We start from the raw sequence: 13,610 nt of genomic DNA on the forward strand, positions 1-13,610 counted from the left end.
TCAATTACAAAAACCTAAAACATACATAGTAGACAAGGATGAAAGTCACAAAAATAAGAATCTTCAAACCTATCTCTATTATCATAATTATAAATATTATTAGAAATCAATTCCTGAAGATGTATCTTCACATTAAAAAATAACGTTGACTCAAGATAGACTGATGATAAAGATTTTTCTAAAACTTTGTCTATTAATACACTTATAAACACCTTAACTCTTGATATATCATTTACACAAAAGATAGTGTTTTATTGATATAGACAATATATAAATTGCAATAACAGCCATACTTATGTCAAAATCTAAGTAAAGTAGGAAATTAATTATGAACAAAATGTCGGGAAATAGTTACAACCTGAAAGAGTTTGGTTTTAAAGTTACTCAACCACGTGTTGAAATACTTAAGCTTTTTGAAGAAAATAAAGATAGACACCTTAGTCCTGATGATGTTTTTTCTAAGCTCAAATCTCAAGGAAGTAGTACGGGAATAGCTACAGTTTACAGAGTACTAAATCAGTTTGAATCAGCAGGAATAATAAACAAACTTAAACTCGACTCTGATCAAGTTATGTACGAACTAAATCAAGGAGATCACCACGATCATATCATATGTATTGAGTGCAATGAGATACAAGAATTTTATAATGAAAAAATAGAAAAGCTACAAAAGGAAGTCGTAAAATCAATGGGTGCAGAAATGGTGGATCACAGTTTAAACATCTATATCAAATGCTATAAAAACTGTAAAAATAAAAACAAACCATCACAATCTTAAAACAAAGCCTTATAGACTTTTTCAAATGCATAGTCAGCTGTTATCAAGCACCAACTTTTACCCCTAGAGCTATATCCTGAGTATTTAACATCCAAATCACCAAGTCCATTTAATAGTTCATTAAAGAATTGTGGTATCGTGTCCAACTTATCGCCAACCAAAGCAGTCAAAGAAAGATTTTTCTCGAATTCAAACTCATCTTCACACAAATCTATTAACTCATTATTTATAGACTGGTATGTAATATTATTAGTGTCATCAATTACAAGAATTAATTCAACATCTGTGAGATTAATAACATCAGGTGTGATGTCATACTTTCTTAAAACAGCCAGAACTTTATAAACTATATCTGATAAATCTAAACTCACCAAATTAACTTTGATTAGACTCTGCCCTCGCCTCTCAGCAATAGCTCTTACCCCCCTTGTTACAATACCTTCATTATCGTTTGTAATATAAGTACCACCACTAGCTGGATCAAATGTCGATCCTACAAATACTTTAGTACCACTTCTCATAACTGGCCAAAGTGTATCAGGATGCAAAACTTTTGCTCCAAAACCTATAAGCTCTATAGCCTCTTCAAAATTTATCTGCTTTATTACTTGTGATTTAGGTATCAATCTTGGATCAGCTTGATGTATACCCGCCACATCAGTCCAAATGTAAAGCATATCTGCACTGACCGCCTCAGCAACCAATGCAGCAGAATAATCACTTCCTCCACGACCTAGCACTACGGTTTCACCATCTAAATTTGAACCTATAAAGCCACCCATAACGTATAGCTTTCGTGAATCAGAAAAATATTTCTTTGCCTGAGACTTTATATCTTTTAACAAAGGTCTGGCCTTAATATAACTGCCATCTGCTTTTATAATTTCTCTAGCATCGATGTGTGCTGAGCTTATACCCTGTTGTTTTAGAGCATGATCGAAAATATAAGCGGAAATCCTCTCACCAAAAGACAAAATTTGTGATTGTAACCGAAACTTTGATTTATTATCAAGGTATAATTCCTGACAAAGTTTTTCAAGCTCTCTAAACAATGATGCTATCTTCTCATTTCTTGTTTGTATAATACTTTGAACAATAGGGTCTACAATACAATACAAGTCTGCAAATATTTTTTTGTAAGTATAAGCATCACTTTTTATAAGCTTTTCCAATAAGTTAGTAACTCCTGCTTGAGCACTGACAACAACAACTTTTATATCTTGATTATTTTTGACTATATTAACACATTTATATATTGATGCGACCGTTCCTACACTAGTTCCACCAAACTTAGCCACACCGATTTGATTTTTCATATATTTTTTTGCTAATTAATGTTGCTTTTTAATATAATGTAAATGATAATCATTATCAATATTAAACAGCAAAGATTAAAATATGAATTTACAACCTCAACAAACCATGTTAAAAAATCAAACAATCTGGGAATCAAACGCAAGAAGCTATCCAAGAAAAAATCCTTTAGTCATAAAAAAAGCACAAGGTATTTATCTAACAGATATTGAAAATAAGAACTACATAGACTGCCTAGCAGGAGCTGGAACTATTGCTCTTGGACACAATGATCCTGAAATTACAAATGCGATATCACAAACTCTGGATAAAGGAGTCCCAATACATACATTAGACTTGCTTACAGAAGAAAAACATAGCTTTATGGAAGAGCTGCTAAATACTCTACCCCAGTCTTATCATGGCAAAACAAAAGTTCAATTTTGTAGCCCAAGTGGCTCTGATGCAGTTGAAGCAGCAATCAAACTGTGCAAAACAGCAACAGGTAGAGAGAATATAATTGCTTTTCATGGTGCCTATCATGGTATGACTCATGGAACACTTTCTCTTATGGGTAATTTAGAACCAAAACAAGATATTGCCGGACTTACTCCCTATGTACATTTCCTACCTTACCCTTATTCATATCGTTGCCCTTTTGGTCTAAAAGATGAACAAAGCCTAGACGTAAATATTCAAATGATCTCTCGCTTATTAAAAGATCCTGAAAGTGGTATAAAAAAACCAGCCGCAATCATACTAGAACCCGTCCAAGGTGAAGGAGGTGTAATCCCAGCTCCTGTAAAATGGTTAAAGGCAATAAGAGAGCTAACTAAAGAGCTAGATATACCTCTAATTGTTGATGAAGTTCAGTGTGGTATTGGCAGAACGGGATACTTATATGCTTTTGAAAAAGCCGGTATTGATCCAGATGTAATTGTTCTATCTAAAGCACTTGGTGGAGGATTGCCAATATCTGTAATACTATACAAAAGTTATTTAGATACTTGGAAGCCTGGTGCTCATACAGGAACATTTCGTGGTAACGTGCTAGCAATGGCTGCAGGAAGCGTTGTTTTAAAAAGAGTAAATAATACTGCTTTCCTAGAACAAGTAAGTAAAAAAGGTAATTATCTACTCGACAAACTCCATAGCCTAAAAAACAAATATAACATTATTGGTGATGTTCGTGGTTCGGGCTTGATGATTGGTATGGAAATAGTTGATATATCTTCAAAGCCAGACTCAATCGGTAGCTTGCCTGCTGATGGAAAAAAAGCTTTAGCAATCAAAAAAACTTGTTTTGACATGGGATTGATAGTTGAGTTAGGCGGTCGATTTGGAGGAACTATTAGACTATTACCTCCTTTAACAATAACTATTGAACAAATCAATGAAGTAGTTCAAATATTAGAAGACTCGATTAAGGAGAATATATGAGTCTAAATCTTGATAACTACTTTCTAAACAGCTCTATAGAAAGTACTAATGCATATAAACAAAGTATAAAAGATACGTTAGAAATAATCACAGCTAACTTAAAGAGCTCTAACATTTTTAGTGGGCAAGAGGCAAGGCAACTAGAAAGATTAACTACTCAATATAAGATAGATAAAGAACCTAAAAAATTAGAGAATATAATCCAGAATCAGCTTGGCGAGTTTTTTAAACATTCGCTGAATGTTAATTCTCCAACTTCCATGGCTCATTTACATTGCCCTGTAATGTTACCCTCATTAGTTGCTGAAATATTTATCTCAGCTCTAAATCAATCTATGGATTCATGGGATCAAAGCCCTATTGCCACATATATTGAACAAGCTGTTATTAACTGGTTTAGCTCTTTAATTTACAAAGATAATCCATGCTCAGATGGTATATTTACAAGTGGTGGAACTCAGTCAAACCTAATGGGACTACTTTTAGCAAGAGATCATTATTGTGAAAATGTTCTAAATCATAAAATAGCAGATTTAGGTTTGCCAAATATTGCTAATAAATTTCGTATCTTATGCACAGAAAAAACGCACTTCTCTGTGCACAAATCTCTATCGATATTGGGATTAGGTAAAAACTCAATCGAACTAATAAAAACAGATGAGAATCTTAAATTAGATGTTAAAGATTTAGCCTCAAGAATAGGCTCTCTGAAAGTACAGGACTTAATTCCGATATGTATAGTTACAACTATTGGAGATACTGACTTTGGCTGTATTGATAATATCAAGTCAATAGCAGAAATAGCAAATAAACATAACATCTGGCTTCATGCAGATGCCGCTGTTGGTGGAGCTCTAATACTTTCAAATAAACACAAAGATCGACTAGTAGGTCTTGAACTTGTTGATTCTGTAACTATTGATTTTCATAAGCTATTTTTCCAACCTGTAAGTTGTGGGGCTTTTTTCTGTAAAGATAGACAAGCATTCAAGCTTCTAAGTTACCATGCTGACTACTTAAACCCTGATGAAGATGGCTTTGATAGTATAAATTTAGTAGATAAATCGATACAAACAACTCGTAGGTTTGATGCTCTAAAAATATTTATCTCATTGCAAAATAGTGGTACTGAATTATTTGCAAAATGGATTGATCATATTATTGAGATTACAAATATAACAATTACAACTATAGAAGAAGATAATAGCCTACAACTAGCCTTTGAAGAGCAACAACACTTAAACAATCATCTAAATACAATTGTTTTTAGGTATTATGATAAAAATTTGAATTCTAACACTCTAAATTTGATTAATAGAGAGATTCATAAGCTTATATTTCATAGTGGCAAATTTGCTATAGCTCAGACAAAAATAAATAAGAATATTTACTTAAAAATCACCTTAGTTAATCCAATGATAACATCAGAACTGATAAGTGCCTGTCTCAAGCAAATAAAACACTATGGCAACTTAGTCAAAAATCAAATAGAGGCAAGCCAACAATGAATAAGTACGCAAATAGAATAACTCTAAAAAATTTTTTAAATTGTTACTACCGTGAGTTTAACAATTATGAATTATCCCGAAACAATGATGGTGGTTATAGGTTTAATATCTTTTTGAAATCTATAGATTCTAGTTTTGAAACAAATGTAAAAATTTCTCCAACATTGAAATCACCAATATGGGAGTTACCATGCTATTTAGTAAAACAAGATGAAAAAATAAAGCTCGATCCTCTTGAGGCTGTATTTTTAATTAGCAAGGAGTTAGAAAGCTCTAATGTAATTGCCTTCGATGAGTTATTAGAGAGGATAACCAACTCCGCAACAAATATTGCTCAAATATTACATTACAGAAAACACAAAATTGATGATGCCTTTGGATATGAAAACTCATTTATCACAAATGAGCAAAACCTAATAAGAGGTCATCGATTACAACCAGATCCTAAGAGTAGAGAAGGCTTTTCTAAGGAAGAGTTTGTACAATACTCTCCAGAAACAAATGGCAGATTTCAGCTTTATTATATGTATATAAGTAAAGATATTTTAGAGTCACAATCATTACTTGAAAAAAATACAGATGAGATTTTTTCAGACTTCCTGAAAAATGAGAGTATATACTATAAATCTGATAAAGATTACCAATTATTTGCTGTACATCCTTGGCAAGCAAAATACTTGGCAAAACATGATGAAATCCAAAAGTATAAAGCTCAAAAAAAGATAATAGATATTGGCATAACAGGCCCTTGGTTTTATCCAACAACCTCTGTTAGAACTGTGTACTCTCCACAAGCCAACATTATGCTGAAATTCTCGCTAAATATCGCCATAACAAATTCAGTAAGAACGAATTTGGCCAAAGAATGTAACAGAAGTTTGACGGTTCATAAACTATATACAAATCATTTACAGACTATCTTAAATAATGAGTTCCCATTCTTTAAGCTAATTACAGATCCTGCTTATTGTGCAATAAAAGTTAATAATAAAATTTTTGATCCAAGTATCTGCATTATACGCAGTGCTAACTTTAATCCTCAAGATGATATTGCATGTATTGCAAGTCTAACTGAACCCAACCCATTTAATGAAGCTACGCGTATTGGCTCATTAATTCAGTACTTCAGCGTACACAATAATATCTCTACTTATGAAGCTACTATCTACTGGTTTGAGACTTACTTAACAGTTGCTATTACCCCTATACTATGGCTGTACTCAAAATATGGTATTGCTCTTGAAGCTCATCAACAAAACTTGCTAGTCAAACTAGAGCATGGACTACCAGTTGAAAGCTACTATCGTGATAGCCAAGGATATTATTATATAAAAGATCATCCAGAACTCAAAAAAGCTAATTTTGGAAATATCAGTAGTCTATGTGAAGAATCTGAGGACTTTATAGATCATCATTTTTGCTACTATTTCGTTGTAAATCAACTTTTTTCTGTAATAGAAGCCATTACAAATACTGGCTATATTAGCGAACAAGATTTAATAAAAATAACTATAGATTTCTTAGAGGGCTTCCTAGAAAAGTATAAAACCTGCGATAAATTTATCAAAAAGATTCTAAATATAGATCAATTACCTCTAAAGGCTAATCTACGCACAAGACTTAGTGGGCTTGATGAACTACAGGCTCCTTTAACTAATCAATCTATTTATGTAAATACAAATAATCCTTTTAAGGAGGTTATATGAAAATCTATGACATTATTGGCATAGGAATTGGTCCTTTTAATCTTGGACTAGCGGCATTATTAAACGATAAACCTATCAACTGCCTTTTCTTTGATAAAAAAGATAATTTCTCTTGGCACCCTGGATTGATGATGAACTGGACAACATTACAAGTACCATTCTTAGCTGACTTAGTAACTATGGCTGATCCAACTAGTGAGTTTACTTTTCTAAATTACTTACATCAAAAAAACCGTATGTATAAATTTTACTTCAAAGAAAATTTCTTTATACCTAGACAAGAGTATAACGACTATTGCTTGTGGGTATCACAAAAGTGTAATTCTTGTAAATTTGGCTATGAAGTTATAAATATAGAGCATCAGATAGATTCCCTGAACGAGGCTTGGTGCATCACTGTAAAAGATAAAGATAATCTAGAGCAACAATACTTAACAAAGAACATTGTACTTGGGTTAGGCACATCTGCATATTTACCAAGTAAACTTCAGAATAAAGCGAACATTCACCATAGTAGTGAATATCTAAATATAAAAGATCAAGCTCTAAAAGATCAGCACATAACTCTGATAGGTTCTGGTCAAAGTGCTGGAGAGATATTTTTAGATTTGATGAAGTCAAAAGATGATTCTACAAAAATTAGCTGGCTGACTAGAAGCAAAGGCTTTTTCCCAATGGAGTATTCCAAACTTGGTCTAGAACACTTCTCACCTGATTATATTGAGTATTTTTATAACCTACCTAATTTAGAAAAGCCTAAACTTCTAAGTGAACAAGATCTACTCTATAAAGGAATTAGTGCTGAAACAATATCAGATATCTATGATGTCCTTTATGAGCAATCCATCGAAGATAAAAACAATGCTGAATTGATTGCAAACTGTGAATGCCTAAATGTTGATAACTCACAAGATAAACTTCTCTGCTCTTTTTATCATAGTCAGCAAAATCAAGAGTTCTCAATCGCAACAGATAGAGTTATTGCAGCAACCGGATATAAAGCAAATATAAATAATGTCCTCAAAAATATAGAAGCACTAATTCAACGAGATGATAGCAATAATCTCAAAATATCTCGTGATTATAAAATAATCACGCAAAATACGTCTTTAAACATTTTTGTACAAAATGCTGAGATCAACTCTCATGGTGTAGGTACTCCTGATTTAGGATTAGGGGGTTATAGAAATACTGTGATAGTAAATACCCTTCTCAACGAAGAGATATACAAAGTATCTTCTCGAACGATTTTCTCAACATTTGGTGTTCCAAGAAAATACTTAACACAAAGAGCAAATATTAAAGTCGCATAAATTACAGGAGACTATTTATATGAAAAAGGAAATAAACTACTACAAGATAGCTAGCACAAGACTATTGGAAAAGATAATTTCAGAATTTAGTTATGAAGGAATTTTTAAGCCACTACAAAAAGATATAGATCAAGAAGTATATACCTTAGAGATAAACCCAGATCTATGTTACAAATTTAAGGCTGTACAAAGAATATACGGTAACTTAACTATTGAAAAGGACTCTGTAACAAGACATGAGAGCAATAGTATGGAACCTGCTGATGATGCTATAAGACTTATCATAGATACACTACCTGTAACAAATATTGATTCTGTCACAACGGCACATTTCATAAAAGAGCTAAATAATACGATATTTGCAGATATCGCTATCTTACAAAAAGACAATATCTCAGCAAAGGACATCTATAAACTTCCATACGCTTATATAGAAGGGAACATGACTGGTCATCCCTGGTTTGTGATTAATAAAGGTCGTATTGGCTTTAATGCATCAGACTATACAAACTACGCCCCAGAGATGCAAAAAATCATCAATTTAGTGTGGATCGCCGTAAGCAAAGATTTAGTAACGTTTTCATCTGTAACAACTACTAACTATCTACAAATTACCAATAAAGAAATCAATTTAGCTAGCTTCAATAAAACTATAAAAATGAATAACAAAGACCCTAGTGATTTTTATATTTTACCTGTTCATCCATGGCAGTGGAAAAATGCTGTAATGCAACAATTCACGAAATATATAGCTGATAAAGATATTATATTTCTTGGTAAGTCAACTGATCAGCATCTAGCTATGCAATCAATAAGAACTATGTCTAATATTTCTTATCCTGAAAAACATAGTATAAAACTACCTCTAAACATACTAAATACTGCGGTTTATAGAGGTCTACCCAAAGATCAAACAATTAATGCTCCAATGCTTACACAATGGGTTAAGAATATAGTCCAAAAAGATGAGTTTTTAGCTAAATATAATTTCATACTTCTAGGAGAGTTAGCTAGTGCATACTGCCATCATCCTTATCAGTCAGAAGTTCCTCAGATACCATACTACTTCACAGAGCAGTTAGGTGCAATCTGGAGAGAAAGTATTCACACTAGACTTAAAAGTAGTGAGCAAGCTATAACAATGGCTGCTTTAACTTATGTTGATGCTAATGATAAAAGTATCATTTGCGAAATGATCAAAGAATCATCTTTAGATATTGATAAATGGCTAGAAATGTTTTTTGAAAATACTGTTCCTGCTCTACTACATTTCTTATACAAATATAGCATGGTTTTCTCTCCTCATGGAGAAAATAGTATATTAATCATAGAGGACAATCTCCCTGTTGGTCTGGCTATGAAAGATTTTGTCGATGATATAAATATATGCAAAAATCCTGTTGATGAACTCAGATCGCTTCCACAACAGGTAAAAGACGCCATTCCTCAAGTTGAAGATGATTATCTTCTGCAATTTATTCATACAGGATTATTTGTTGTTCACTATAGATATATCTCTTCGATACTAGCAGACAAACTAAACTACCCCGAACTTTACTTCTATCAAAAATTAGATGAATGTATACAAAAATATCAGACAAGCAATCCTGAGCTAAAATCTCGTTTTGAACGTTTTGATCTATATAAACCAACTTTTACAAAACTATGTCTGAATAGACTAAGAATTTTTGAAGTTGGATATAGTGATTATTCAGCAAGACCTAAGGTAATATCTACAGGTCAACTTGATAATCCTCTTTATCTTGCTCAAAGTACCAAAAATATAGATAAGGACTTATTCAAGCATAATAGAGTGTCTTTTAGAGCATTTGACTTAGAACATGATTTAGATACTATTCACTCATGGATGAATAAACCTCACGTAGCAAAGTTCTGGAACTTGAATAAATCAAAGTCAGAGCTAAAAAAACATTTTTGCAATATGCTTTCAAAGCCTAACCAAAAATTACTTATATTATCGATAGATAATTCAGAAATCGCCTATGCTGAAATTTATAACACACAGACTGATCGTATCGCTAATTATTTTTCCACTGATGATAATGAATATGGATGGCACCTGCTAATTGGCCCTGAAAAAGCTATAGGCAAAGGATATTCTAAATTACTTGTAGAAGCTCTTAGCAAATATTGCTTTGATATGCTTGGTGCTAATAATGTTATCTTTGAACCTGATGTTAGAGTGATCCCTTTTCAAAAAATCGCTCCTAAAATCGGATATTCAAATCTTGGTGAGATAGCCTTACCTGAAAAACAGGCATATCTATTTAGTTGTTCAAAGAGCTCTTTTATAGAGGGTGAAACATTATGATAGACTGTGATATTTCAAAATGGCCAATAGTTAAAATGCATTTTGGTAGCTCCCCAAGCTATAAAGATGTACTTAGCTGGTTAGACAAATGCTCTCAAATACTAAAGAAACAACAAAAATTCTTAGTAATTAGTACTTTTTCTGAACAGTATCAGTTTGAGCATAAAGCACGATTAAAACAAGCAAAATGGTTTAAAGAGTCTAAACCTGAGCTTGCTAAATGGTGTCTAGGTATGATTCGTGTCACAAATGATCCTATTATGATCAAAAAGATTAATGCTCCAGCAATGGCTAAGGGTATGCCTTTTAGCTGTATTGCTGTTGGTAATATATGCTCAGCATGGGAAAAAGCTCAACAAATTCTAATTGAAGATAACTTGATATGAAAAAACAACTTGATATAACCATTCTTTATTTAGCACAAGCTATATCACTATATTTCTGTACTTTTGGATTACCAACGATTCTACGTTCTGAAGGAGTCTCTTTAGAAAAAATAGGCCTTTTTAGTATCTTACTATTACCTTGGGTTATCAAATTCCTATGGGCTCCTTATGTAGATAGGTTATATATCAAAAAAATAGGCCGAAGAAAAAGCTGGTTTATTGTAATGCAATTTTTGACCATAAGTCTATTTTTAATATTCTCTATTTATACTCCAAAAGACTATAGCAATTATATTTTCTTATTTGCGTTTTTATTGTCCTCCATTGCAGCAACTCAAGATATAGCAATTGATGGATTTTCAATAGAACAAACAAAAGCTAAAAGCTTACAGTGGAGCAACTTTTGTAGAGTAATTGGCACTACTCTAGGTAGCATGATTGGCGGAGCATCTCTAATTGCGCTATACAAAATTTTAGGCTGGCATCAAATTACTCTATATATGACTTTGATAAGTTTATGTATTTGTGCTTATATGTTTCTCATAAGAGAAAACCATCACAATGAACAATACAAGCACCACATACCATCTCTAAAGTCTTTCTTTAGTAGAAAAGAAACCAGAATATTGTTACTTATGTGTTTGAGCTACAGAGCCTGTGAAGGTTTGGTTATGGGAATGCAATCATCATTTTTGGTAGATTCTCACATTCCGCTAACAACGATAGGCATAGTTATGGGAACTGGTAGTGCATTAATAGGTGTTTGTGGTGCAGCTGTTATTAGTTATCTCTTTAACTTTTATAAAGAAACTATTCTTTTGACAATATTGGCAGTAATCAGAGGCTTTTGCTATTTCTCTCTAGGATTTATAAGTTTTTATGGCATTGATAATCAAATATTTATCTTTGGAATTGTATTATTAAATATGGCTTCTCGACTTATGGAGATGATAGTTCTATATACTATATTCATGAAATTTAGCTCAAAAGATCAAGCAGGCACTGACTTTACGGTTTTAGTATGTGCTGAACTTCTAATCTATATACTAGGAATGTCACTTAGTGGTTTCTTAGCTGCGAATATTGGTTACTCAATGCTTTTCACACTAGGTGGTATTATTTCCATACCAGGGTATTTGATAGCATTACTATTATTACAAAAACTATTCCCTAGCGAGAGTGCTAAGCCTATTCTATTGAATAGATAATCTAATTTATTCATTTGCCATAAATGATATTGATTATCATTATCATAGTGATATTATCTAAGTTCTAATTTGTTACTCCCAATGCAATAACATTATCATGAATTCTAAAATCACAGCTCCTATAGTTATATATATACTTATTTTATTATCTTACAGCACATCTTTCTCAAACACTAATGGTCAAGAGCTTAGCTTAAATGAAGAAGCTATCATTGAACTACAGCATCAGATACGTAAATTACAAACCGATATTAGTGATATGGAAGAAAGCTCGCAAAATGCTAACCAATTAACGACATACGAATCAAGAATAACGAAGCAAGATCCTAATGATATAAATTTGGTATTTGGAGATAGTGCAAATGCTTACGAAATTAGCACTAGTATAAATTCAAATAACTCAATCATCGATTTAAGAAATAGTCCAGTTGGTGGTATTTTTGGTCACAATGGTGCTATCAACGTTGGAGATGCTCCTGCTATCACGACAAGAGGACAAGTAACATTTTTAGGAGCTTATTCAGGTAATAATAGTATACCTATAGGAATGATATCAGGCAGTCTATTCTCATCTACGGTAATCGGACAACGCAACAAATTTAATGACTATGCTATATTTTTAGGTGGAAAAATAGAAGTCGATGCTCAAGTATGGTCTGGTAGTGAAGGAATCTCAAATGGTTACACTCTCTCTGGCAATGGTCAAAATATTTCTCTGACATCCTCCACACTATACTTTTTAGCCAATGTCGGACACTACGTTACTGCTCAGTTTGATATCAGTACCAGTGAGCTTAACAATTTTGGTTTAGGTAATGCTTTTGTTATATTTGGAAACCTAGATACATCGCCACTATTTGTAACTGCTGGAAGAAGTAGGCTTTCTGTGGGTGCTTTTGGAGGTGGTGGTCCATGGACTGGTGGTATAACAGGATTTCTGGCACCAGGTAGAACAACGAATATATCATTAAACTATAAAGATGACATTCTAAATGCTAATATAGCAGTCTTTGGATCTGATGATAATCGTATAAATTTTTCAACCGGACTATTCTATGCTGAGCGTTGGACTGAGAGCCTAGCTGTTGGCTTTAATACAGGTTATGTCTTTAATATTGCTGGAGCTGGTAATGCTTCTTTTAGCAAGTTTCTGGAGAATCAAAACTCTTCAAAAGATAATATTGGCAGCTTCAACATTAATGGTAACCTTACTTACACCATAGGCGGCGGTTTTTTAAACCTAGGAACAGGTTGGGCAAGTACTACAAATAGAAAAGACTTTAACGGTAGTAATCAAAATGTCTTAGCTGGAGGTTGGTATGCTGCAGCAAACTATTCATTACAACTTGGCGGTAGAAACACAAACTTTGGCGTATCATATGGGCAAACATATAATTCTGCTAATATACCGATGTCATTACCAGCATCTCCACTGTTATTTGGCCAATCTCCATCTGGAATCAAAAACCAGCTAATTTTATCAACTCAACGTGCATATTTTGACAACAATGTCTTAATAGGCCCAGAGTATTCATATCAAAAGTTATATAACAATAAACATATGAATACTTTCACTATAGACATTGCTGTATACATGTAGTTACTAAGTTAACACTAAGCTAAAGTATTACTATTATTTAGTTTAT

The 13,610-nt window shown here is 32.8% G+C and carries 10 protein-coding genes; 9 read left to right on the top strand and 1 reads right to left on the bottom strand.

Translation table 11 applies throughout. The features are described 5' to 3' along the window. Window positions 1-337 precede the first annotated feature (337 nt). Complete coding sequence (locus tag FQ699_RS02185; protein ID WP_146420975.1) at window positions 338-778, top strand: Fur family transcriptional regulator; 441 nt, start codon at window positions 338-340, stop codon at window positions 776-778. Here FQ699_RS02185 and FQ699_RS02190 read toward each other — a convergent pair. Next, window positions 775-2,094 carry an aspartate kinase gene (locus tag FQ699_RS02190; protein ID WP_146420923.1) on the bottom strand — a complete coding sequence of 440 codons (1,320 nt, stop codon included), beginning with the start codon at window positions 2,092-2,094 and terminating at the stop codon, window positions 775-777. The genes FQ699_RS02185 and FQ699_RS02190 overlap by 4 nt on opposite strands. An 82-nt stretch (window positions 2,095-2,176) precedes the next feature. On the opposite strand from FQ699_RS02190, the gene FQ699_RS02195 reads away from it, so the two are divergent. From FQ699_RS02195 to fslE, 8 genes are all read left to right on the top strand, one after another. Next, window positions 2,177-3,511, top strand: coding sequence for a diaminobutyrate--2-oxoglutarate transaminase family protein (locus FQ699_RS02195; RefSeq protein ID WP_146420924.1), 1,335 nt, complete (start codon window positions 2,177-2,179; stop codon window positions 3,509-3,511). Next, entirely contained in the window at window positions 3,508-5,019 is a 1,512-nt protein-coding gene (locus tag FQ699_RS02200) for a pyridoxal phosphate-dependent decarboxylase family protein (RefSeq protein ID WP_146420925.1), read from the top strand. The genes FQ699_RS02195 and FQ699_RS02200 overlap by 4 nt, the downstream gene beginning before the upstream one ends. Then, entirely contained in the window at window positions 5,016-6,725 is a 1,710-nt protein-coding gene (locus FQ699_RS02205) for an IucA/IucC family protein (RefSeq protein ID WP_146420926.1), read from the top strand. The genes FQ699_RS02200 and FQ699_RS02205 overlap by 4 nt, the downstream gene beginning before the upstream one ends. Continuing rightward, window positions 6,722-8,038, top strand: a complete 1,317-nt coding sequence (locus FQ699_RS02210; RefSeq protein ID WP_146420927.1) for a lysine N(6)-hydroxylase/L-ornithine N(5)-oxygenase family protein — start codon at window positions 6,722-6,724, stop codon at window positions 8,036-8,038. The genes FQ699_RS02205 and FQ699_RS02210 overlap by 4 nt, the downstream gene beginning before the upstream one ends. A gap of 19 nt (window positions 8,039-8,057) precedes the next feature. Next, entirely contained in the window at window positions 8,058-10,370 is a 2,313-nt protein-coding gene (locus FQ699_RS02215; protein WP_146420928.1) for a GNAT family N-acetyltransferase, read from the top strand. Continuing rightward, window positions 10,367-10,756: a hypothetical protein gene (locus FQ699_RS02220; RefSeq protein ID WP_146420929.1), complete on the top strand. Its 390-nt coding sequence runs from the start codon at window positions 10,367-10,369 to the stop codon at window positions 10,754-10,756. Before FQ699_RS02215 ends, FQ699_RS02220 begins: the two co-directional genes overlap by 4 nt. Next, complete coding sequence (locus FQ699_RS02225; RefSeq protein WP_146420930.1) at window positions 10,753-11,964, top strand: MFS transporter; 1,212 nt, start codon at window positions 10,753-10,755, stop codon at window positions 11,962-11,964. The genes FQ699_RS02220 and FQ699_RS02225 overlap by 4 nt, the downstream gene beginning before the upstream one ends. 97 nt (window positions 11,965-12,061) lie before the next feature. Next, complete coding sequence (gene fslE / locus FQ699_RS02230; RefSeq protein ID WP_146420931.1) at window positions 12,062-13,564, top strand: rhizoferrin import outer membrane protein FslE; 1,503 nt, start codon at window positions 12,062-12,064, stop codon at window positions 13,562-13,564. The last annotated feature ends 46 nt before the right edge of the window (window positions 13,565-13,610 follow it).

Origin of the sequence: Francisella salimarina, assembly GCF_007923265.1 — a bacterium.
Classification (GTDB): domain Bacteria; phylum Pseudomonadota; class Gammaproteobacteria; order Francisellales; family Francisellaceae; genus Francisella; species Francisella salimarina.

Excerpts from the sequence above, each read along its gene's own strand:
- fslE (WP_146420931.1), top strand. The coding sequence starts at position 12,062 with ATGAATTCTAAAATCACAGCTCCTATAGTTATATATATACTTATTTTA.
- FQ699_RS02185 (WP_146420975.1), top strand. The coding sequence starts at position 338 with ATGTCGGGAAATAGTTACAACCTGAAAGAGTTTGGTTTTAAAGTTACT.
- FQ699_RS02200 (WP_146420925.1), top strand. The coding sequence starts at position 3,508 with ATGAGTCTAAATCTTGATAACTACTTTCTAAACAGCTCTATAGAAAGT.
- FQ699_RS02205 (WP_146420926.1), top strand. The coding sequence starts at position 5,016 with ATGAATAAGTACGCAAATAGAATAACTCTAAAAAATTTTTTAAATTGT.
- FQ699_RS02220 (WP_146420929.1), top strand. The coding sequence starts at position 10,367 with ATGATAGACTGTGATATTTCAAAATGGCCAATAGTTAAAATGCATTTT.
- FQ699_RS02225 (WP_146420930.1), top strand. The coding sequence starts at position 10,753 with ATGAAAAAACAACTTGATATAACCATTCTTTATTTAGCACAAGCTATA.
- FQ699_RS02210 (WP_146420927.1), top strand. The coding sequence starts at position 6,722 with ATGAAAATCTATGACATTATTGGCATAGGAATTGGTCCTTTTAATCTT.
- FQ699_RS02190 (WP_146420923.1), bottom strand. The coding sequence starts at position 2,094 with ATGAAAAATCAAATCGGTGTGGCTAAGTTTGGTGGAACTAGTGTAGGA.
- FQ699_RS02195 (WP_146420924.1), top strand. The coding sequence starts at position 2,177 with ATGAATTTACAACCTCAACAAACCATGTTAAAAAATCAAACAATCTGG.
- FQ699_RS02215 (WP_146420928.1), top strand. The coding sequence starts at position 8,058 with ATGAAAAAGGAAATAAACTACTACAAGATAGCTAGCACAAGACTATTG.